21 protein-coding genes are annotated in these 20,265 nt (G+C 71.0%); 11 read left to right on the top strand and 10 right to left on the bottom strand.

Going from position 1 to position 20,265, the window contains the following annotated elements; all coding sequences use genetic code 11:
- Window position 1: 1 nt before the first annotated feature.
- The 4 genes from sufC to SANBI_RS10735 all read left to right on the top strand — a co-directional run bounded on the left by sufC (window position 2) and on the right by SANBI_RS10735 (window position 3,133).
- Window positions 2–763 carry a Fe-S cluster assembly ATPase SufC gene (sufC, locus tag SANBI_RS10750; RefSeq protein ID WP_056133792.1) on the top strand — a complete coding sequence of 254 codons (762 nt, stop codon included), beginning with the start codon at window positions 2–4 and terminating at the stop codon, window positions 761–763.
- A 104-nt stretch (window positions 764–867) separates the two neighbouring features.
- On the top strand, window positions 868–2,175 hold the full coding sequence (locus tag SANBI_RS10745) for a SufS family cysteine desulfurase (protein WP_319154886.1): 1,308 nt from the start codon (window positions 868–870) through the stop codon (window positions 2,173–2,175).
- Between the two features lie 13 nt (window positions 2,176–2,188).
- The gene (sufU, locus tag SANBI_RS10740) at window positions 2,189–2,713 is read left to right on the top strand and encodes a Fe-S cluster assembly sulfur transfer protein SufU (protein WP_179913091.1); all 525 of its coding nucleotides are present in this window, start codon (window positions 2,189–2,191) and stop codon (window positions 2,711–2,713) included.
- 54 nt (window positions 2,714–2,767) lie between these two features.
- Complete coding sequence (locus SANBI_RS10735; RefSeq protein WP_012867177.1) at window positions 2,768–3,133, top strand: metal-sulfur cluster assembly factor; 366 nt, start codon at window positions 2,768–2,770, stop codon at window positions 3,131–3,133.
- Between the two features lie 162 nt (window positions 3,134–3,295).
- Here the strand turns inward: SANBI_RS10735 and SANBI_RS10730 are convergent, their stop codons facing one another.
- A complete protein-coding gene (locus SANBI_RS10730) occupies window positions 3,296–3,925 on the bottom strand; it encodes a DUF402 domain-containing protein (protein ID WP_319154880.1) in 630 nt (209 codons plus the stop codon).
- 180 nt (window positions 3,926–4,105) lie between these two features.
- On the opposite strand from SANBI_RS10730, the gene SANBI_RS10725 reads away from it, so the two are divergent.
- Window positions 4,106–5,089, top strand: a complete 984-nt coding sequence (locus SANBI_RS10725; RefSeq protein WP_319154877.1) for a nuclease-related domain-containing protein — start codon at window positions 4,106–4,108, stop codon at window positions 5,087–5,089.
- A gap of 73 nt (window positions 5,090–5,162) precedes the next feature.
- Here the strand turns inward: SANBI_RS10725 and SANBI_RS10720 are convergent, their stop codons facing one another.
- Genes SANBI_RS10720 through SANBI_RS10710 form a run of 3 tightly spaced genes read right to left on the bottom strand, consistent with a single transcriptional unit; the run spans window position 5,163 to window position 7,389 of the window.
- A complete protein-coding gene (locus SANBI_RS10720; RefSeq protein ID WP_319154875.1) occupies window positions 5,163–5,957 on the bottom strand; it encodes an energy-coupling factor transporter transmembrane component T family protein in 795 nt (264 codons plus the stop codon).
- Complete coding sequence (locus tag SANBI_RS10715) at window positions 5,954–6,745, bottom strand: energy-coupling factor ABC transporter ATP-binding protein (RefSeq protein WP_319154874.1); 792 nt, start codon at window positions 6,743–6,745, stop codon at window positions 5,954–5,956. The genes SANBI_RS10720 and SANBI_RS10715 overlap by 4 nt, the downstream gene beginning before the upstream one ends.
- Window positions 6,742–7,389 carry a biotin transporter BioY gene (locus tag SANBI_RS10710; RefSeq protein WP_319154873.1) on the bottom strand — a complete coding sequence of 216 codons (648 nt, stop codon included), beginning with the start codon at window positions 7,387–7,389 and terminating at the stop codon, window positions 6,742–6,744. Before SANBI_RS10710 ends, SANBI_RS10715 begins: the two co-directional genes overlap by 4 nt.
- Window positions 7,390–7,705: 316 nt before the next feature.
- Between SANBI_RS10710 and SANBI_RS10705 the strand changes: the two genes are divergently transcribed.
- Both SANBI_RS10705 and SANBI_RS10700 read left to right on the top strand, forming a co-directional pair.
- Window positions 7,706–9,304, top strand: a complete 1,599-nt coding sequence (locus SANBI_RS10705; RefSeq protein WP_319154872.1) for an ABC-F family ATP-binding cassette domain-containing protein — start codon at window positions 7,706–7,708, stop codon at window positions 9,302–9,304.
- A gap of 271 nt (window positions 9,305–9,575) precedes the next feature.
- The gene (locus SANBI_RS10700; protein ID WP_319161262.1) at window positions 9,576–11,642 is read left to right on the top strand and encodes a DEAD/DEAH box helicase; all 2,067 of its coding nucleotides are present in this window, start codon (window positions 9,576–9,578) and stop codon (window positions 11,640–11,642) included.
- Window positions 11,643–11,753: 111 nt separating this feature from the next.
- Here the strand turns inward: SANBI_RS10700 and SANBI_RS10695 are convergent, their stop codons facing one another.
- The 3 genes from SANBI_RS10695 to SANBI_RS10685 are packed head-to-tail and all read right to left on the bottom strand — an operon-like array spanning window position 11,754 to window position 13,611.
- Entirely contained in the window at window positions 11,754–12,866 is a 1,113-nt protein-coding gene (locus tag SANBI_RS10695; RefSeq protein WP_319154870.1) for an SURF1 family cytochrome oxidase biogenesis protein, read from the bottom strand.
- Window positions 12,863–13,108, bottom strand: a complete 246-nt coding sequence (locus tag SANBI_RS10690) for a hypothetical protein (protein WP_179913086.1) — start codon at window positions 13,106–13,108, stop codon at window positions 12,863–12,865. Before SANBI_RS10690 ends, SANBI_RS10695 begins: the two co-directional genes overlap by 4 nt.
- Window positions 13,105–13,611, bottom strand: coding sequence for a DUF3099 domain-containing protein (locus SANBI_RS10685; protein ID WP_319154868.1), 507 nt, complete (start codon window positions 13,609–13,611; stop codon window positions 13,105–13,107). The genes SANBI_RS10690 and SANBI_RS10685 overlap by 4 nt, the downstream gene beginning before the upstream one ends.
- A gap of 277 nt (window positions 13,612–13,888) precedes the next feature.
- Between SANBI_RS10685 and fabG the strand changes: the two genes are divergently transcribed.
- Genes fabG through SANBI_RS10670 form a run of 3 tightly spaced genes read left to right on the top strand, consistent with a single transcriptional unit; the run spans window position 13,889 to window position 15,991 of the window.
- Window positions 13,889–14,635, top strand: coding sequence for a 3-oxoacyl-ACP reductase FabG (gene fabG, locus SANBI_RS10680; protein ID WP_319154866.1), 747 nt, complete (start codon window positions 13,889–13,891; stop codon window positions 14,633–14,635).
- A 58-nt stretch (window positions 14,636–14,693) separates the two neighbouring features.
- Window positions 14,694–15,464, top strand: coding sequence for an enoyl-ACP reductase FabI (gene fabI, locus SANBI_RS10675; protein WP_179913083.1), 771 nt, complete (start codon window positions 14,694–14,696; stop codon window positions 15,462–15,464).
- Window positions 15,461–15,991, top strand: a complete 531-nt coding sequence (locus SANBI_RS10670; RefSeq protein ID WP_319154863.1) for a SixA phosphatase family protein — start codon at window positions 15,461–15,463, stop codon at window positions 15,989–15,991. Before fabI ends, SANBI_RS10670 begins: the two co-directional genes overlap by 4 nt.
- A gap of 190 nt (window positions 15,992–16,181) precedes the next feature.
- Here the strand turns inward: SANBI_RS10670 and serB are convergent, their stop codons facing one another.
- The 3 genes from serB to SANBI_RS10655 form a co-directional block, all read right to left on the bottom strand.
- The gene (gene serB, locus SANBI_RS10665; protein WP_408669701.1) at window positions 16,182–16,898 is read right to left on the bottom strand and encodes a phosphoserine phosphatase SerB; all 717 of its coding nucleotides are present in this window, start codon (window positions 16,896–16,898) and stop codon (window positions 16,182–16,184) included.
- 65 nt (window positions 16,899–16,963) lie between these two features.
- Complete coding sequence (locus SANBI_RS10660) at window positions 16,964–17,524, bottom strand: papain-like cysteine protease family protein (RefSeq protein ID WP_319154860.1); 561 nt, start codon at window positions 17,522–17,524, stop codon at window positions 16,964–16,966.
- Between the two features lie 210 nt (window positions 17,525–17,734).
- Window positions 17,735–18,973 carry a glucose-1-phosphate adenylyltransferase gene (locus SANBI_RS10655; RefSeq protein WP_056133761.1) on the bottom strand — a complete coding sequence of 413 codons (1,239 nt, stop codon included), beginning with the start codon at window positions 18,971–18,973 and terminating at the stop codon, window positions 17,735–17,737.
- A gap of 58 nt (window positions 18,974–19,031) precedes the next feature.
- Between SANBI_RS10655 and glgA the strand changes: the two genes are divergently transcribed.
- Window positions 19,032–20,261, top strand: a complete 1,230-nt coding sequence (gene glgA / locus SANBI_RS10650) for a glycogen synthase (protein ID WP_319154857.1) — start codon at window positions 19,032–19,034, stop codon at window positions 20,259–20,261.
- Window positions 20,262–20,265: the final 4 nt, after the last annotated feature.

The raw sequence follows: 20,265 nt of genomic DNA, 5'->3' as shown, positions 1-20,265 counted from the left end.
CATGTCAACGCTCGAGATCAAGGACCTGCACGTCAGCGTCGAGACCAAGGAAGGCCCCAAGCCGATCCTGCGCGGTGTCGACCTCACGATCGACTCCGGCAAGACGCACGCCATCATGGGCCCCAACGGCTCCGGCAAGTCGACCCTCGCCTACTCCCTCGCGGGCCACCCCAAGTACCAGGTGACCTCCGGCTCCGTCTCGCTCGACGGCCACGACGTCCTCGCGATGAGCGTCGACGAGCGCGCCCGTGCCGGCCTCTTCCTGGCCATGCAGTACCCCGTCGAGGTCCCCGGTGTCTCGGTGTCGAACTTCCTGCGGACCGCGAAGACCGCGATCGACGGCGAGGCGCCCGCGCTCCGCACGTGGATCAAGGACGTCAAGGGTGCGATGGAGGCCCTGCGCATGGACCCCGCCTTCGCCGAGCGCAACGTCAACGAGGGCTTCTCCGGTGGTGAGAAGAAGCGCCACGAGATCCTGCAGATGGAGCTCCTCAAGCCGAAGTTCGCGATCCTCGACGAGACCGACTCCGGCCTCGACGTCGACGCGCTGCGCATCGTCTCCGAGGGTGTCAACCGCGTGAAGGGGAACACCGACACCGGGTTCCTGCTCATCACGCACTACACCCGCATCCTGCGCTACATCACGCCGGACTTCGTCCACGTGTTCGTCGACGGACGCATCGCCGAAGAGGGCGGCCCCGAGCTCGCCGACCGCCTCGAGAACGAGGGCTACGACCGCTTCCTCACGAGCGCGACGGCCTGACCCTCGTCTGACCAGACGTCGTCGGGCGACCCTGCGCGGTCGCCCGACGAGCCCCGTGGCGGGCTGCACGGCGCAGCCCACCACCACGACCGAATCGAGGGACCATGACCGCGACAGACCTGTCGGGTGCCACCACCCACGCGTCGCTGACCGCTGCCGAGCTGGCCGCTGTCCGTGCTGACTTCCCGCTGCTGAGCCGCACGCTCCGCGGTGGTCGTCCGCTCGTCTACCTCGACTCGGGGGCGACGTCCCAGAAGCCCGACCCGGTGCTCGACGCCGAGCAGGACTTCTACCTCCAGCGCAACGCCGCCGTGCACCGCGGAGCCCACCAGCTCGCCGAAGAGGCGACGCTGGCCTTCGAGGACGCCCGCGCGCAGGTCGCCGGCTTCGTCGGGGTCGACGAGGACGAGATCGTCTGGACGTCCAACGCGACGGCTGCGATCAACCTCGTCGCCTACGCGATCTCCAACGCGACCGCCGGGCGCGGGGGAGCGGCCGCACGCCGCTTCGCGCTCGCTCCGGGCGACGAGATCGTCGTGACAGAGTCCGAGCACCACGCGAACCTCGTGCCGTGGCAGGAGCTCGCCGCCCGTACGGGCGCCGTGGTCCGCTGGATCGAGGTCGACGACGACGGGCGTCTGCGCCTGGACCAGCTCGCGACGGTGGTCACCGACCGCACCCGGGTGCTGGCCTTCACGCACGCCTCGAACGTCACCGGCGCGATCACGGACGTCTCCGCCTTCGTGGCGCGGGCCCGTGAGGTCGGGGCCCTGACGGTCCTCGACGCCTGCCAGAGCGTCCCGAACCTGCCCGTGGACCTGCACGCCCTCGGCGTGGACTTCGCGGCCTTCTCCGGGCACAAGATGCTCGGGCCGACAGGGGTCGGTGCGCTCTACGGCCGCCGCGAGCTGCTGGCCGACATGCCGCCTGTCACCACGGGTGGCTCGATGGTCGAGGTCGTCACGATGACCGAGACCACCTACGCGCCGCCGCCGCAGCGCTTCGAGGCCGGCACCATGATGGTCGCGCAGGCCGTCGCCATGGGCGCGGCTGCGCAGTACCTCGGCGACCTCGGTATGGGGGCTGTCGCGGCTCACGAGTCCGAGCTCGCCGCCGAGATGCTGAAGATCTCCGAGATCCCTGGTGTCCGCGTGCTCGGTCCGCTCGACACGACCGACAGGCTTGCCGCGGTGTCCTTCGTCGTCGACGGTGTCCACGCCCACGACGTCGGCCAGGTGCTCGACGACGCAGGCATCGCCGTGCGGGTCGGCCACCACTGCGCGCAGCCTCTGCACAGGCGCTTCGGCGTCGCGGCCTCGGCCCGTGCGTCGGCGTCGGTCTACACGACCGTCGACGAGGTCGTGGCCTTCCGGGAATCGTTGGGTACCGTCCGAGCGTTCTTCGGACTATGAGAGGACGTGTGTCATGAGCAGCCCCATGGAGCAGCTGTACCAGCAGGTCATCCTCGACCACTCGAAGAAGCCGCACGGACGGGGTCTGGTCGACCTCACCGCTGCCTTCGCGAGCGAGTCGCACCAGGTGAACCCGACCTGCGGTGACGAGGTCACCCTGCGTGCCCAGTTCACCGAGACCGAGGACGGCCGCCGGGTCGTCGAGTCGATCAGCTGGGAGGGCCAGGGCTGCAGCATCTCGCAGGCCTCGCTGTCGGTGCTGACCGACCTCGTCACCGGCCAGGACGTGGCGACCACCGAGCACCTCGGGTCGGTGTTCCGCGACCTCATGGGCTCGCGCGGCAAGGGCCTCGACGAGGCCCGCGAGGACGAGCTCGGCGACGCAGCCGCCTTCACGGGCGTCTCGCAGTTCCCGGCCCGCATCAAGTGCGCCCTGCTCGGCTGGTCTGCCCTGCGCGACACCCTGGCGACCTCGGGCGTGCTCGAGGATGCACAGACCGCCACAGCGTCGACCACGCACGAGCACGAGCACGTGTGACCACGAACGTCTGCACGACCCACCCGTACCCATCTTCCGAGGAGAGCAGCTGACATGAGCAGCGACACCGCGAACGACACCCCGCAGGGTGCACCGGCCACGGCCGGGGCGCCGGTCAACGTCGCCGACGTCGAAGAGGGGCTCCGGGACGTCATCGACCCCGAGCTCGGCATCAACGTCGTCGACCTCGGCCTGATCTACGGCATCGCCCTGGACCAGAACCACCACGCCGTCATCGACATGACGCTCACGTCAGCGGCTTGCCCCCTGACCGACGTCATCGAGGACCAGGCGGGCCAGGCCCTCGAAGGCCTCGTCGACGGCTTCCGGATCAACTGGGTCTGGATGCCGCCGTGGGGCCCCGAGAAGATCACCCAGGACGGCAAGGACCAGCTCCGCGCCCTCGGCTTCAACGTCTGACCCGGGCGACGCGGCTGCGGCCTGCAGCCTGACTCTGAAGGCCCGGTACCCATCAGGGTGCCGGGCCTTCGTCCGCGCGGGCGCGGGTTGTGGCGGGCTGGGCGAGCTGCGGTCCGGCGGCCTGGCAGAGCGCCGGTCTGGCGGACTGAGGGCGGCCTGCGGTCAGGCGGTCGCCGTGCGCCCGAGGAGGGTCAACCACCTGGTCGGGGTCGCGTCGTCGAAGGGAGCGCAGTGCTCTTCCACCTCGTCTCGCAGCGTGCTCGCGACGGCCTCGAGATGGGTGACGACCTCGGTCGGGTAGCCCCAGAGCGCCGCGTGCTCTTCGAGCTCGTCTTCGTCGTCGACCCAGGTCCCCCGCACCGGGTCGCGGACGACGTCCAGGTCCATGTCGATCCCGACGACGGTCGCCGAACCGTCCGGCGACCACCCGACGGAGTGCCCCAGGTCGATGTAGACCTCCAGGCCGGCGGCGTGGCCCGGAGCGTAGAACGTTGCAGCCCAGTCTCCGCCGGGCGGGACGAGCACGACGGTGGCGGTCTCGGCCTCGAAGCTGCGGCCAGGACGCCACGATCTCGTGCCCGGACGCTGACCGAGCCAGTCGCCGTGCTCGTCCGAGCCGAGCCAGACGCACTCGTGCTCCCAGTGCTCGGTCCCGGGCCACTTGGTCCAGCGGACCGGGACGGGCTCCCCGGGGACCAGCCCAACCCGGACGTCGGTGCCAGCACGGTCTGGATGTCGCGGGGCTGGGGACGGCTCGCGGGTGTGAGGCGTCGCGTCGTCTGTCGGGGGCATCAGCGCAGGATATGCGCCGGGGGAGGTGTGACGTGCCGCGTGCCACTGACGGGGTTGATGGTGGGCCCCGCGCCGCCCGCGCTGCCCATGCCCCCCCACGCCTGTGCGCCCCGTTCCCCCCACCAGGCGACCTGCGCCGGAAGGCTCAGGTCGAGCGCGCCGTCTGCCGATGCTCTCGTCATGGGGGAACATCACGACACCAACCTGCCCGGAGCAGGGGCCGAAGAGCTGGCCTCGCGTGCCTCGAGACGGGCCGCTCGACTGCGCCACGACCAGGCGATGGGCCACGGCGCCGACGCAGCGGTCGACGAGCAGCTCCGGCAGGCAGAGCGGCGGCTGCGCACGTACTCCCAGGGCGCCGAGGGGGAACGGCTCGTCGCGCAGGCCCTCGGGTTCCTCGAGCGGTACGGCTGGGTCGCACTCCACGACGTCCACTGGCCGGGCCGCCCGAAGGCGAACATCGACCACATCGCCGTAGGCCCCGGTGGCATCGTCGTGATCGACGCGAAGAACTGGACGGGTGACGTCGTCGTCCGGGACGGCGTGCTGCGGCAGAACGGCTACTCGCGCGAGCGGGAGACCACCTCGGCTGCCACGGCGACCTCGGCCGTGGCGGCACGCATCGCGGCGATGCACCGCAGCGCCGTCGTCCCTGTGCTGTGCCTCGTCGCGCAAGACGTCGAGCCCGTGGTCCTCGGGCAGACGACGGTGGTCGGACGATCGGGCCTCGCTGCGCACCTCGTCTCCTTGCCCGTGCGCCTGGCGGCCTACGAGGTCGCCGATGTCGCACGGTTCCTCGCGTCTGACCTGGGCGGGCCGAGGTCGCCCGAGGTCCTCACGTCGGCAGACCTTGTCACGCAGACGCTCGCGAGGGCGGGCTTCACGGTGACCACCCCCGTGGCTCCGCGCAGGGTTCATGGTCGCTCACGGGCGACCAGCACTGTGCGTCAGCAGGGGCCGCGCACGAGGACGTCTGCGCCGACGAGCACCCGACGGGGTAAGCGTCAGCGGGTCGGGCCGTTGCTCCTGCGGCTCACGCTCGGGATCGCCCTGGTCCTCTCGCTCCCGTACAGCCTGCCGTGGTTGGCGGAGACCCTCGGACCTGTCCTCGGCTCGATGGTCGTGCCGGAGGTGCCGACCCAGCAGCCCACCGAGCAGCCCTGACCGCCGACCAGCGTGACCACCGAGCAGCCCTGACCGCCGACCAGCGTGACCGCCGAGCAGCCCTGACCGACGGTCAGCGAGGTTCTTCGTCGGGATCCTCGCCGTCGAGTATCCCGCGTGCGGCGAGGGCGTCGCCCGTGCGGTGCGCACGCGCGACGGTCCGCAGCACGAAGGGGACGAGGTAGGCCCTGGGTGAGCGTTCGAGCCCACGGGCGCGCGCGGCGTCGCGCACCTCCCACGCGAGCTCGACGAGCAGCGGGACCGACCGGAGCATCAGTGTGACGGTGAGCCCCACGACCTCGGGGGAGACGCCGACCCGCCGCAGCGGCCCTGCAGCCCTGACGACTGTGTCGAGGACCCTGTCAGCGGGGGACGTCACCGTCACCACTGTGGCCAGCCCGACCAGTGCGAGCAGCGTCCCGGTCACCGCGACGGCTGCCGCGAGGTCGCGAGACCACCACTGGAACACCCCGAGCACCACACCCACGACCACGACGGGGAGCAGCGCGCGGGAGGTCTGGCGCAGGGGAGCGCCCGTGGCGAGCAGCAGGACAACCGCGACGCCCAGGGCGCTGAGACCGACGACGGGGGTCCGCCACACGGTCAGGACGATCGACAGGCCGGCGAGAGCGGTGATCTTGTACCCGGGGCTCAGCCTGTGCAGCCAGGTGCTGCCCGGCGTGTAGAGGCCGAGCGGGCCTGTCCACCGGGCGCGAGCCGGCCGTCGCCGGGGCGGTTGTGTCGACGGGGACAGCGTCGAGGGGGACCGCGCCGAGGGGGACTGCGCTGAGAGGGGCTGCGCCGAGCCCGACTGCTCCGAGGGGGACTGCTCCGAGGTAGACCTCGCCGACCCGAACTCCGCCGTCATGGCTCGTCCGTCGTGCCGACCCGGGTCGCCATGAGCTCGCGGTACGCGGCGACGGAGGCCTCCGGGGCGCCGTCGGCCACGACCCGCCCGTGGTCGACGACCAGCACTCTTTCCGCGAGCAGCGCTGCGTCGAGGTCGTGGGTCACGTGCACCACCTGCTGCTCGAGGCGTCCCAGCAATGCCGTGACGTGGGTACGCCACCGCAGGTCGAGCAGCGTGGTCGGCTCGTCGCAGACGAGGACGCGCGGCTCGGTCGCGAGCACCCCGGCCAGGGCGAGCAGCTGCTTCTGACCGCCGGAGAGCGCGTGCACGCTGACGTCGGCCAGGTGTGCCAGACCGACCGAACCGAGCACCTCTTCGACACGCTCCGCACGGAGAGGACGTTCCACGCCCGTCCGGCGGACCGACAGCGCGACGTCTTCACGGGGGGTCGGCATCACCAGCTGGGCCTCGGCGTCGGAGAACACAAAACCGACCATCCTGCGCACGGCGCGCCCGTCGTCGTGCGTGTCGAGCCCGTGCACCCGCACGTACCCGCGGGTCGGCAGCACCAGCCCGTTGAGGAGGCGCGCGAGCGTCGACTTCCCCGAGCCGTTCGCCCCGATCACCGCGACCGCGCGCTCGGTGAGCGTCAGGGTGGTCGGGTGGAGGATCGTGACCTCCTCTGGGGTCTCACGGCTCGTGCGACCCCAGCGACGCCCTGCGCTCGCGGGTGCCGCACCTGCCGCGGTGGTCGGAGGGGCCGCGCTCGCCGGGACGGCGACCGAGACGGCGTCGAGCTCGATCACGCGCGCGGCGCGCGACGCACGACCAGCGTCGGGAAGGCGCGCAGCACGGCTGTCGCGACGATGCCGACGGCGACGCACTTGACCAGGTCCGCAGGGACGAAGGCCGCGTTGGCCGTGAACGCCGCCCCGAAGGTGAGGTCTGCGCGCCACATCATCCCGGCGATGCCGAGCGGGTAGACCACGAAGGCCGTCGCGACCGCGCAGGCGAGCATGACCAGGCCGCTGCGCAGCGCCTGCCCGGCCCGCACCGGGATCAGGGCGACGAGCAGCCCGACGACCACGGCTGCGAGCGGGAAGGACACCGCGTACCCGGCGGAGACGCCCGTGAAGATCACCAGCCCCGAGGTGCCCATCGAGAACACCGGGACCCCGGCGACCCCCACGAGGAAGTACAGGGCCACGGCGAGGAAGCCTCGCCACGGCCCCAGCACGGCACCGCACAGCAGCACGGCGAAGGTCTGGAGGGTGATGGGGACCGGCACGACGGCCACGCTGACGGCCGGCAAGATCGCACACACGGCGATGAGTGCCGCGAAGGTGGCGACGAGGGCGACGTCGGTCGCCGTGGACGACCGCACGACGTCGCGGCGGGGGCCGGTCACCGGCTGGGCCGGACCGGCCGGGTGGGTCTGCTCGTCGCTCATGGGGTCCTCGGAGACTGTCGGGGGTGCGGGTGAGGTGCGGGGAGGTGCAGCAGGGGAGCGGCAGGTGCGGTGCTCGGTGGCGCGGCGCCTGGTGTGATGCAGCGAACGATCGTCGGCGGCCGAGGTCCAGCATCCGCCCGGTGCCTCACGCAGAGTGGTCGCCAGCGGAGCCGGTCGCTTCCCCGAGCGGCGTGATGGTGAGCCCGCAGCGATATCGGGTGCCCTCGGAAGCCTATCCACCGATAGAATCGGTGGCGTTTGTGCCCGCCCCCAAGTCTGGCCCCAGGTCTTGTGGGCATCCTACGGAGGACTACCTGTGATCTCTGCCCATGCCGTCGAGCTTCGAGTCGGAGCCCGTGTGCTCCTCGAAGAGGCGACCTTCCGCATCGCACCTGGCGACAGGATCGGGCTGGTCGGCCGCAACGGTGCCGGCAAGACGACCCTCACCAAGACCCTCGCGGGAGAGACGCTGCCCTCGGGCGGGCAGATCACCCGCACCGGCGACATCGGCTACCTGCCGCAGGACTCCAAGTCCGGCGACATGGAGATGATCGCGATGGACCGCGTGCTCTCCGCCCGCAGCCTCGACAAGCTCGTCCGTCAGATGCGCGACACCGAGGGCGAGATGGCCTCGGCCGACGAAGAGACCCAGACGGCGGCCATGGACCGCTACCCCGGCCTCGAGGAGCGCTTCACAGCAGCCGGCGGGTACGCCGCCGAGAGCGAGGCCGAGCGGATCGCCTCGAATCTCGGTCTGTCCGAGCGTGTCCTCGAGCAGAAGCTCGGCACGCTCTCGGGTGGTCAGCGACGCCGCGTCGAGCTCGCGCGCATCCTCTTCTCGGGTGTCGGGACGCTCCTGCTCGACGAGCCCACCAACCACCTCGACGCCGACTCGATCATGTGGCTGCGCGACTACCTCAAGTCCTACGCCGGCGGGTTCATCGTCATCAGCCACGACACCGAGCTCATGCGGGCCACCGTCAACAAGGTGTTCCACCTGGACGCCAACCGCGGCGAGATGGACCAGTACAGCCTCGGCTGGGACGCCTACCTCGAGCAGCGCGAGACCGACGAGCGTCGCCGCCGTCGCGAGCGCGCCAACGCCGAGAAGAAGGCCGGAGTGCTGCTCGTCCAGGCCGAGAAGATGCGCGCCAAGGCCACCAAGGCCGTCGCCGCGCAGAACATGATCCGCCGCGCCGAGCGCATGCTGTCCTCACTCGAGGGCGAGCGCGTGAGCGACCGCGTGGCCAAGCTCCGCTTCCCGACCCCTGCACCGTGCGGCAAGACGCCGCTCACGGCGTCGGGCCTCAGCAAGGCCTACGGCTCGCAGGAGGTCTTCACAGGGGTCGACCTCGCGATCGACCGCGGCTCGCGCGTCGTGATCCTCGGCCTCAACGGTGCCGGCAAGACGACGCTGCTGCGCATCCTCGCGGGGGTCGAGCAGTCCGACAGCGGCGCGGTCCACCCGGGTCACGGCCTCAAGCTCGGGTACTACGCGCAGGAGCACGACACCCTCGACCTCGACGCGACAGTCCTGGAGAACCTGCGCCACAGCGCCCCGAACCTCAGCGACACCGAGGTCCGCTCCGTGCTCGGCTCGTTCCTGTTCTCCGGGGACGACGCCGACAAGCGCACCAACGTGCTCTCCGGTGGTGAGAAGACGCGTCTCGCGCTCGCGACGATCGTCGTCTCGGGTGCTAACGTGCTTCTGCTCGACGAGCCCACCAACAACCTCGACCCTGCGTCCCGCGCCGAGATCCTCGGAGCCCTCAAGACGTACGAGGGAGCCGTCGTCATGGTCACCCACGACCACGGCGCCGTCGAGGCGCTCTCGCCCGAGCGGGTCTTGCTGCTGCCCGACGGCGACGAAGACCACTGGAACGACTCCTACGCGGAGCTCATCGAGCTCGCGTAGCGGTCCGCACGTCCGTGCTCACGCCGCGCCGCAGCTGGTGTGCGGCGACCGAGAAGGAGTAGAAGTGGCAGGACAAGGCCAGAGACGATCTGGGCGTGCGCAAGACGCGAAGGGCACCTCAGGCTCGAAGGGCGGCCAGGGAGCCTCCGGCGGCCAGGGTGCCAAGAGCTCCCGAGGGGCGAAGAGCCCCCGGGGCGCGAAGGCGGCTCAGGGGGCGTCCGGTGCTCAGCGCCGCCGTGCCCCGCGCCGGACCCCGCAGGGGATCGTCGAGGTGCTCGTCGAGGTCGCCCGCGACGTCGACGCCGCTGTGAAGCGACCGCCGTCGAGCCCGGCGGTGCGCACCAAGTTCCAGGTCGTCGCCCTCCTCGTGCGTGAAGAGCGCGCCAGGGTCAAGGCGGACGACAGCCTGACGACGTCCAAGCGCGCCGAGGAGCTCAAGCGCCTCGACGGTGTCGCGACGATGCTCGCGAAGACAGCTGCTCGGGACACCTCGTTGCTCGCCCTGCTCGCCGATGACGCGAGGGTCTCCGACGCGGCACGGGCGCTCAAGGCGAAGGTGATGCGTGCGGGTGGTCTTGAGCCACCGGAGCCGTCCGAGGACCCGACGCCCGTGGCTCCCACGACGCCGACCTTCAGCTCGTCGCCCCAGGTGGTGCCCCGGTCTGTCGTCTCCCGCCAGATGGCGAACCCCTTCTTGGCCCCGGACTTCGAGGCGGCTGCCCAGCGCGCCGCGCCGCGTGCCCGCAGGCTCGCCGGCTGGGAGCTGCTCGAGCCGCTCTTCAGGTCCTTCGAGAAGGCAGCCACCGGCGCGCCGGCCTGCATGGCGCTGCCCGACCCGCGTCCGGTGCCGGTCCCGAGCGGCCGCGACCTCATGCCGCACCAGGCGCAGGTCGTCACCGCTGCGGCTCGCGGCCACCGGACCTTCTTGCTCGCCGACGAGCCCGGGCTCGGCAAGACGGCCCAGGCCCTGCTCGCCGCCCAGGCCGCTGACGCCTACCCGCTCCTGGTCGTGGTGCCCAACGTCGTCAAGGCGAACTGGGCGCGCGAGGTGGCCCTGTGGACGCCGTCGCGCCGCTCCACGGTGGTCCACGGAGACGGCGACCAGATGGACGGCTTCGCCGACGTGGTGATCGTCAACTACGAGATCTTGGACAGGCACGTCGGGTGGCTCGGCGACCTGGGGTTCCGCGGGATGGTCGTCGACGAGGCCCACCTCATCAAGAACAAGACCTCCCAGCGGTCCCAGCACGTGCTCGCGCTCTCCGACAGGATCCGGACCCGCGTCGCCAGGCCGCTGCTCATGGCGCTGACCGGGACACCACTGATCAACGACATCGAAGACTTCCGGGCGATCTGGCAGCTCCTCGGCTGGATCGACGCCAAAGGACCGCTCGGCGCGCTCGCAGACGCTCTCGAGGACACCGGGCTCACCCCGGCCGACCCCGGGTTCTCGGCCGCCGCGCGTGCCAGCGTCATCGACATGGGGATCGTGCGCCGCCGCAAGATCGACGTCGTGGCCGACATCCCGGCCCGCCGAGTCGCTGACCTGCCCGTCGAGCTCGACGGGGCAGCGGGACGGTCGATCCGCGCGGCCGAGGCGGCCCTGACCGCCCGGCTCGTCCAGCGCTACACCACTGCCCTGGAGCTGCGGACCGGGGGCTCGGTCGTCGACGAGATCGACGGGATCGACCACGAGCTCGTCCGCCGGGTCGCGGCGGCCGAGCTCAAGGACTCGACCTCGAAGGCCGGCGGCGAGAACGTCTTCACGATGGTCCGGCGGATCGGCCAGGCCAAGGCGGGCCCGGCGGCCGACTACGCCGCGCAGCTCGCCCGCAACGTGGGCAAGGTGGTGTTCTTCGCCAAGCACGTCGACGTCATGGACCAGGCCGAGCAGCTCTTCGCCGAGCGCGGCATCCGCTACGCCTCGATCCGTGGAGACCAGACGACGAAGGTGCGGGAGAAGAACATCACCGCCTTCGTCGAGGACCCCGACGTGCAGATCGTCGTCTGCTCCCTGACAGCCGCAGGCGTGGGCCTCAACCTCCAGGTGGCCTCGAACCTCGTGCTGGCCGAGCTCTCGTGGACCTACGCCGAGCAGACGCAGGCCATCGACCGCATCCACCGCATCGGGCAGGCGGAGCCTGTCACGGCGTGGCGGATCATCGCGGCGCAGACCGTCGACTCGAGGATCGCCGAGCTCATCGACAGCAAGTCCGGGCTGGCCGCCCGCGCCCTCGACGGGGCGAGCGAGGAGGACGTCACTTCGGCGACGTCCGTCCAGCTCGAGACGCTCGTCGGCCAGCTGACCGACGCGCTCCGGCCGCCTGAGCTGGTCTGATCTCGCAGCAGGTAGCAGGTAGCAGGTAGCAGGTAGCAGGCAGCAGGTAGCAGCCCGGCGACTCGTGAGGTCAGCGGCTCAGCCGCTCAGCGGCCCGCCAGGGCACGCGGCTCAGCGCGTCGAGCTCGAGTCGATGAGAGCATCTTCGATCTCTTCGGCGCTCTGGCGCCCGCGACGTCGCCCTGGTGTCCCTGAGGGTCCAGGTCGGTGCGGCCCGCCGGTCGACTGCGGTCCGCCGAGCGGGCCATCGCCGTCGCGCGCCCCGCCGGCATCGCCGAGCGCGGCGAAGGGGTGCGGGAGGTCGCCGAGGGCCTCGATGGTCGCGTCTCGGCGCTCGCGTCGGATCAGCACGACGAAGCCTGCGACGCCGCCCACGGCGAAGACCCACCACTGGAAGGCGTACGACAGGTGGGACCGCGGGTCTGTGTCGGGGACGGGCAGGGTCGCGAGCCCTTCGGCGGGCTGGCCGTCCTCGGCCGCGAGGGCCCCGTAGCCCCCGTAGGTGCGTCCGTCGGCCCATGCCGCTCCGTCAGGCCCGGCAGCGAGCACCTGGGCCGTGTTGATGGCCTGCACCTGACCTGGAGGCGCGCCGTTGTCCGCTGCGGGCTCGTCGGCGCGCAGGCGGAGCGTCAGCTCGACCTCGCCTCCCGGGGGAGCGGGCAGCGCGTCAGGGGTCGAGCTGTTCGAGCCGTAGGGGATCCACCCGCGGTTCACCACGATGACAGTGCCCTCGTCGGTGACGAAGGGCACCAGCACGTGGAAGGCTGCCTGGCTCTCGACGGGGCGGTTGCGGAGCAGGACGGTCTTGTCGGCCTCGTAGGTCCCCGAGACCGTGACACGTCGCCAGACGTCGGAGGCCGGCACCACGTCGCCGGGGCCGTCGAGCAGCTCGTCGATCGGCACGGGGTCGGAGGCGTAGTTGGCCTCGATGACAGCGATCTGCGCGTCGCGGTCGACGTGCCGGTTCCACTGCCACCGGCCGGCGAGCACACACCCTGTGAACAGGACGGCGACGCCGAGGGCGAGGGCGACCCACTGCCGAGGGGTCCGCAGCTGGACGCGCGGCGCTGCGGCCTCGGGTGCTGGTGCCTCCGCGGTGCGCTGCGCAGCGGTCGCCTCGGCGCGCTGCGCGGCGGTCGCCTCCGCGCCCTGCGCGGCAGTCGGCTCGACGGGCGTCTGCGTCTCGCGGGGCGCCCCGGGGGCAGGGGACGGTGCGTCGGTCACTGTGCCGGCTGCTGCTCGAGATCGGTGACCGGGACCGTGCCGTGGCGGAACCCGCGTGCGTCGAGGAAGGTCTCGAGGTGCTCGCGGTGGTCGTCGCACGCGAGCCACACCTTCCGGCGCTCAGGGGTGTGGATCTTCGGGTTGTTCCACAGCAGACCCCACCGGGCCTCGGCGCGGCAGCCCTTGCCGCTGCACACGAGGTCGTCGGAGATGGGGTCGGCGAGGCCGAGCAGGTCGATCATGGGTGCCTCTCGTCGTGCTGGGCTGCCGGGGGAGCGTCGTCGGCCGGCGGGGTGGTCGACCCTCCATCTTGGCCCGAACCTGACGTCGGGCGTGACTGCGGGCCGTCGCCCGGCCCCTCGGGGTCCATCACGTGGACGTAGACGGGCGGGTCCTCGGTCGTCGGCCGAGCAGACGCCGGACCGAAGGGCCCTGTCGCGCCCTCGGCAGACGGCAGCTGGTGGTACTCCATGAGCGGACCCTGGGTCTCCTGCCCCTTGACCCTCGTCTCGTTGGCGCTGACGACAGCCACGTAGGGGAGCAGGACCGCGCCGGCCAGCAGAGCCCACATGAGCCACCCGTCGGCGAAGAACGCACCGGCGAAGCACGCGAGGCGGATGCCCATCTGGAGCAGGTACCGCTTGGCGCGTCGGGACTGGTCTTGCCTGAGGGAGTCGGCGGCGTTCGTGATCCGGTGCACCTCGTCGCGGTGCTCGGAGCGCCCGCGGGTGCCAGGAGTCTTCACGCCCTCGAGTTTACGCGCGGAGGGCTCGTGACGCCCCTCACGATCTTTGTCGGTGACGCACAGTGGAAGCCTTGTCCGACCAGCACAGGACCCCCACACTCTGTAGGGTTCCCACTAGTGCTGACCCGCCGACCTGAGGATTCCTGCGCGCCTGGGCGACCTCGTGTCGGCTACCGTTCTGACGCGGGGTCTGCATCGTGCGGACCCAGAGACCGGCTCACCGCAACCGCGGCCCGGCCGGCACGACCCACCAGACGAACGATCTCCAGGAGGACCTGTGGCAGCGGCTGAGACAGCGACGGCTGAGACGACGGGACGCACGCCACGGGTGGTCCTGGTGACCGGCGCGAACCGCGGCATCGGCCGCGCGATCGCGGAGCGCTTCGTCGCCGAGGGCGATCGCGTGGCGACCATCTACCGCAGCGGAGACCTGCCCGAGGGTGTGTTCGGAGCCGTCGCCGACATCAGCGACACTGCCGCGGTCGACGCAGCCTTCACGGCCATCGAGGCCGAGCTCGGCCCCGTCGAGGTGCTCGTGGCGAACGCGGGCATCACCCGCGACCAGCTGCTCATGCGCATGACCGACGAGGAGTTCGAGAGCGTCGTCGACGTCAACCTCACGGGGACGTTCCGCTGCGTGCGCCGGGCGTCCAAGGGCATGATCAAGATGCGCCGAGGGCGCATCGTCCTGGTCTCCTCGGTCATCGGCCTCTTCGGCGGCGCCGGTCAGGTCAACTACGCGGCGTCCAAGGCTGCCCTCGTCGGCATGGCCCGCTCGATCACCCGCGAGATCGGCTCGCGCAACATCACCGCGAACGTCGTCGCCCCGGGCTTCATCAACACCGCGATGACCGCCGAGCTCCCCGAAGAACGCCAGAAGACCTACAAGGCGTCCATCCCGGCCGGCCGCTTCGCCGAGCCGTCCGAGGTCGCCGGTGCCGTCTTCTTCCTCGCCTCACCCGACGCCGGCTACATCAGCGGCGCCGTCATCCCCGTCGACGGTGGCCTCGGCATGGGTCACTGACCCACCCGCGACCACCATCTCCCTGCATCACCACCCCTCCGTCGGAAGGAACAGGCATATGGGCCTGCTCGAAGGTAAGAAGCTGCTCGTCACAGGCGTCCTCACGGACCACTCGATCGCGTTCCACGTCGCGCGCCTCGCGCAGCAGGAAGGCGCGCAGGTCGTCCTGACGTCCTTCGGCCGCCAGTTCCGCCTTACCCAGGCGATCGCCAAGCGCCTCCCCGAGGCCGCGCCTGTCGTCGAGCTCGACGTCACCGACGACGAGCACCTCGCAGCGCTCGAGGCCAACGTGCGTGAGCACGTCGACCACATCGACGGTGTCGTCCACTCGATCGGCTTCGCACCGCAGTCCGTCATGGGCGGCAACTTCCTCAGCGGTGAGTGGAAGGACGTCGCGACGGCCCTCGAGGTCTCCGCGTTCTCGCTCAAGTCCCTCGCGGTCGCCGCGAAGCCCCTCATGACCAACGGTGGTGGCTCGATCGTCGGCCTCACCTTCGACGGCAGCTTCGCGTGGCCCGTCTACGACTGGATGGGTGTCGCCAAGGCCGCCTTCGAGTCGACCTCGCGCTACCTGGCCCGCGACCTCGGCGCCGACAACATCCGCGTCAACCTCGTCTCCGCCGGACCGATCCGCACCACAGCGGCCAAGTCGATCCCCGGCTTCGAGAAGATGGAGGGCGGCTGGCCCGAGCGCGCCCCCCTCGGCTGGGACCAGACGAACCCCGAGCCGACGGCCCGCGCCGTCGCCGCCCTGCTCTCCGACTGGTTCCCCGCGACCACCGGTGAGATCGTCCACGTCGACGGTGGCGTGCACGCGATGGGTCTGTGACCTTGTCCACCCCCACGGTCCGCCGCCTGGTCCTGCTGCGCCACGCGAAGGCAGAGCCTGGCGGCACCGTGCCGGACGTCCTGCGGCCCCTCGCCCTCTCGGGCCGGTCGCAGGCGTCTGCGGTCGGGCGCTCCCTCACGGACGCCGAGATCGCCCCCGAGGTCGTGCTGTGCTCGGACGCTGTCCGCACGCGCCAGACCTGGGACCTCGTGCGCTCGGGCCTCGGTGACGTCGAGCTCGACGTCACCGTGACCCCGGACCTCTACACGGCGGACGTCGCGCAGGTCCTCGCGCTCGTCGGAGCCGTCGACGAGCGGGTCCGCACGATCCTCGTGGTCGGCCACGAGCCGATCATGTCCTCGGTCGCCGAGCACCTCGCCGGTCCCGGCTCCGAGTCTGCGGCACTGCGCCAGGTGCAGGTCGGGGTCCCGACAGCCTCGTACTCCGTGCTGGAGTCCGAGCAGCCGTGGGACGCATGGGGTCGCAAGACCAGCACGCTGCTGCGGCTGGTCCGCCCGAAGGACTGAACGCTCGACAGACCGAGCGTTTGATGGTCTGAGGCAGCCCTGGCCGGGCGTCGCTCGCGCGGCGCCCGGCCGAGGCTGTCTGGGCTTGCGGAGCGGGCAGCCCGTACCTGTCCCGGGAGCAAGCGACGGACGGCTCGCAGAGGTGTCGATCCTGCGGTCGGTTCGTCCGGTCACCACCGGGTGTCACGCCTCAGACCGCGTCGATGATCTCCAGCACGGCGTCCAGGCGGGGACCGTCAACCGAGTACGGTGCCTGCTCCCGCACGACAGGCTTGGCCGCGAAGGCGATCCCGATCCCGGCCGCACCGATCATGTCGAGGTCGTTGGCGCCGTCACCGATCGCCACGGTGTCCTCGATCGCGATGCCCTCCTCTGCGGCGAGCTCGCGGAGCGTCTGCGCCTTGTACGCACGGTCGACCACCTGCCCGACGGTCCGGCCGGTGAGCACACCGTCGGTCACCTCGAGGTGGTTCGCCCGGAAGCGCGTGATGCCGAGCTCCGCGGCGAGCGGCGCGACGACCTCGGTGAAGCCGCCCGAGACGAGGGCGACCACCCATCCGCGCCGGTGGCACTCCGCGACGAGCTCGCGGGCCCCGGGCGTGAAGGTGGTCCGTCGACGGACCTCGTCGAGCGCAGACACCGGCACCCCTGCCAGGGTCGCGACACGCTCGCGCAGCGAGTCCGCGAAGTCCAGCTCGCCCCGCATCGCGCGCTCGGTCACCGCGGCGACCTGCGCCTGCGTGCCCGCGTGCGCAGCGATGAGCTCGATGACCTCTTGGGAGATGAGCGTCGAGTCGACGTCCATGACGACGAGGCGGCGGGGGCCCGTGCCTGCACTCTCGGGCTGGGTGGCTGCCGTGGCGGCGGGGACAGCGGGCAGGGCGTCAGGTGCTGGCGTCTCGGTCACCGGACCAGCCTAGGCGCAGCCTCACGAAGCAGAAGGCCGCGCCCGGCCAGCGGACGGATCCACCGTCAGGCTGCGTCGAGGACGACAGCCCGCCCGGACCAGCTGGACCAGAATCGCTGGCTCTCGACGCTGCGGTGCGTCGCACCCCAGCGCGACGGGTCGGCGAAGACCGTGCGGGCCCCGGAGGCAGACCGCCTCTCGCCGAGGAGCACGACGAGGTGACCGCCGCGGCTCCCGTCTTCAGGGAAGGAGATGCTGCACGAGACGATCGACGGGAGGCCTCGCTCGCAGGCGTCCACCAGCTGGTCTCGGCTGTGGGACCCCGTCGGGTGTGCAGGCACGCCCAGTGCGGTGAGCATCTCGGATAGCCCGGAGTGGATCCAGCCGCGTTCGCCGAGCGCACCTGAGTCGATGCCAGCCCGGACCACACCGAGGTAGTCGGGGGCGGCACCTCGGACGAAGCTCGTGATCATGTGGACGCACGCGACCCCGCACAGTGTGTCTCCGAGCTCTGTCCTGTCGTGGTCGGGGAAGGCCGCGTAGAACTCGTCGTCGGTGTACTCGTCAGGATGCTGGCACCTGCGCACGAGGGAGGCCGTCGGGAGGGGTGCTCCGTCGTTGGTCATCGGAGCCCAGGTCGAGTCGCGGTCCACATCCGACTATTGTCGGTTTGTCGATGGTTTGGGTCAACTTGCGGGGCATCGCGCGTTGCGCGAGATCGGCCATGAACCTTCCCCTCTCACGACGCACGAGAGCCGCGCCCGCACAGCGGACGCGGCTCTCAGGTGCCGGGCTCGGGACGAGCCGCGGCGAGGTGTTCTCCGGGACGCAGTCGCCTACTCGACGATCGACCCCTTCGGCACCACCGTGATGCCAGAGTCGGTCACGGTGAAGCCGCGGGCGCGGTCCTCCTCGGCGTTGAGGCCGACGCGGGCGCGTTCCTTGATGATGACGTTCTTGTCGACGATCGCGCGGTGGACCTGCGCGTGCCTGTGCACCTGGACGTCGTCGAGGAGGACGCTGTCCGACACGGCGGCCCAGGAGTGCAGGTGGACACCGGGGGAGAGCACCGAGCCGACGACTGTCGCCCCGGAGATGAGCACACCTGGGGAGACGATCGAGTCGGCTGCGTGGCCGAGGCGGCCTGCACCAGCGTGCACGAACTTGGCGGGCGGGAGCCCGACGTAGCCCGTGTGCAGCGGCCACTCGTGGTTGTACAGGTTGAACACCGGGGTGACGGCGATGAGGTCTTTGTTGGCCTCGTAGTAGGACTCGATGGTGCCGACGTCGCGCCAGTAGTCGCGGTCGCGGTCGGTCGAGCCGGGCACGTCGTTGCGGATGAAGTCGTAGACGCCGGCGGTCCCGCGGTCGACGAAGTACGGGACGATGTCGCCGCCCATGTCGTGGCGCGACTCGAGGTTGTCGGCGTCCTTGGTGACGGCCTCGACGAGGGCGTCGGCGTTGACGACGTAGTTGCCCATCGACGCGAGGATCTCGCCGGGGGAGTCGGCGAGACCGACGGGGTCGGTCGGCTTCTCGAGGAAGGCGCGGATCTTGTCGGGGGAGGCAGGGTCGGTGTCGATCACGCCGAACTCGGTCGCGAGTGCGATCGGCTGGCGGATGCCGGCGACCGTGAGCTCGGCGCCCGAGGCGATGTGCGCGTCCACCATCTGGGAGAAGTCCATGCGGTAGACGTGGTCTGCTCCGACCACGACGACGATGTCAGGACGCTCGTCCTCGATGATGTTGAGGCACTGGTAGATCGCGTCGGCCGAGCCGAGGTACCAGTGCTTGCCCACACGCTGCTGCGCGGGGACCGGTGCGACGTAGTTGCCCAGCAGCGCTGACATCCGCCACGTCTTGGAGATGTGACGGTCCAGGCTGTGGGACTTGTACTGCGTGAGCACGACGATGTGCAGGTAGTGCGAGTTGACGAGGTTCGAGAGCGCGAAGTCGACCAGCCTGTAGATCCCGCCGAAGGGGACAGCTGGCTTGGCGCGGTGCGCCGTCAGCGGCTTGAGTCGGTTGCCTTCGCCGCCGGCCAGGACGATCGCGAGAACTTTAGGGGCTGCCATGCCATGACCTTAGAGCCGCGCGCCCCCAGATGCACCCAGAAGCGCTACCGTGTCGACCGTGAGAATCGACCTGTTGACCCGTGAGTACCCTCCGTTCGTCTATGGCGGGGCTGGTGTTCACGTCGCCGAGCTGTCGGCCGTGCTGCGCAGCCGCGTCGACGTGCGCGTCCGCTGCTTCGACGGCCCCCGGACCGCCCCCGACACCCCGGAAGGAGTGACCGGCTACGGCGTCCCCGGCGGTCTCGACGACGTCAACCCTGCGCTGGCGACCTTCGGCGTGGACCTCGCGATGGCTGGCGACGTCGCCGGAGCCGACCTCGTGCACTCCCACACCTGGTACGCGAACCTCGCCGGGCACCTCGCGGGTCTGCTGCACGGGGTGCCGCACGTGCTCTCCGCGCACTCCCTCGAGCCGTTGCGCCCGTGGAAGGCCGAGCAGCTCGGCGGGGGCTACGCGCTCTCCGGCTGGGCCGAGAAGACCGCCTACGAGGGCGCCGCCGGGATCATCGCGGTGAGCGCCGGCATGCGCGAGGACATCTTGCGTTCTTACCCTGACGTCGACCCCGCCAAGGTGCACGTGGTCCACAACGGCATCGACCTCGACGGATGGGTCCGACCCACGGGTGACGAGGCGGTCCGTGCCGACTCTGTCGTCCGTGCGCTCGGCATCGACCCCGACAGGCCCGCCGTGGTGTTCGTCGGCCGCATCACCCGCCAGAAGGGCCTGCCGTACCTGCTGCAGGCTGCCGCGCGTCTCCCGGAGGACGTCCAGCTGATCCTCTGCGCCGGTGCGCCCGACACGCCCGAGATCGCCGAAGAGGTGTCCTCGGCCGTCGCCGAGCTCTCGACGCGCCGCAGCGGGGTTGTCTGGATCGAGGAGATGCTCTCCCGCCCCGACCTCGTCGCAGTGCTCGCGGCATCGACGGTCTTCGTCTGCCCGTCGGTCTACGAGCCGCTGGGCATCGTGAACCTCGAGGCGATGGCCGTCGGGCTCCCGGTGGTCGGCAGCGCGACAGGCGGCATCCCCGAGGTCGTCGACGACGGCGTCACCGGGCTGCTCGTGCCGATCGACCAGGTGCAGGACGGCACCGGGACCCCGACCGACCCGGAGACCTTCGTCAGCGACCTCGCCCGCGCGCTCACTGACGTGGTGACCGACCCCGAGCGTGCCGCGGCGATGGGTGTCGCCGCCCGCCGCCGGGTCGAAGCCCACTTCGCGTGGGACGCGATCGCCGACCGTACCCTCGCGGTCTACGAGACCGTCCTCGAGCAGTGGGCGGCGCGGTAGGTCA

Origin of the sequence: Sanguibacter biliveldensis (genome assembly GCF_033798665.1) — a bacterium.
Lineage (GTDB): Bacteria > Actinomycetota > Actinomycetes > Actinomycetales > Cellulomonadaceae > Sanguibacter > Sanguibacter inulinus.
This window is presented reverse-complemented; position numbering and strand designations above follow the sequence as displayed.

Bases quoted from the DNA above. Each gene is read 5' to 3' on its own strand.
- sufC (WP_056133792.1), top strand. From the start codon at position 2: ATGTCAACGCTCGAGATCAAGGACCTGCACGTCAGCGTCGAGACCAAG.
- SANBI_RS10745 (WP_319154886.1), top strand. From the start codon at position 868: ATGACCGCGACAGACCTGTCGGGTGCCACCACCCACGCGTCGCTGACC.
- SANBI_RS10730 (WP_319154880.1), bottom strand. From the start codon at position 3,925: ATGCCCCCGACAGACGACGCGACGCCTCACACCCGCGAGCCGTCCCCA.
- fabI (WP_179913083.1), top strand. From the start codon at position 14,694: ATGGGCCTGCTCGAAGGTAAGAAGCTGCTCGTCACAGGCGTCCTCACG.
- SANBI_RS10655 (WP_056133761.1), bottom strand. From the start codon at position 18,973: ATGGCAGCCCCTAAAGTTCTCGCGATCGTCCTGGCCGGCGGCGAAGGC.
- SANBI_RS10660 (WP_319154860.1), bottom strand. From the start codon at position 17,524: ATGACCAACGACGGAGCACCCCTCCCGACGGCCTCCCTCGTGCGCAGG.
- SANBI_RS10720 (WP_319154875.1), bottom strand. From the start codon at position 5,957: ATGACGGCGGAGTTCGGGTCGGCGAGGTCTACCTCGGAGCAGTCCCCC.
- SANBI_RS10690 (WP_179913086.1), bottom strand. From the start codon at position 13,108: ATGATCGACCTGCTCGGCCTCGCCGACCCCATCTCCGACGACCTCGTG.
- sufU (WP_179913091.1), top strand. From the start codon at position 2,189: ATGAGCAGCCCCATGGAGCAGCTGTACCAGCAGGTCATCCTCGACCAC.
- SANBI_RS10735 (WP_012867177.1), top strand. From the start codon at position 2,768: ATGAGCAGCGACACCGCGAACGACACCCCGCAGGGTGCACCGGCCACG.
- SANBI_RS10725 (WP_319154877.1), top strand. From the start codon at position 4,106: ATGGGGGAACATCACGACACCAACCTGCCCGGAGCAGGGGCCGAAGAG.
- SANBI_RS10710 (WP_319154873.1), bottom strand. From the start codon at position 7,389: ATGAGCGACGAGCAGACCCACCCGGCCGGTCCGGCCCAGCCGGTGACC.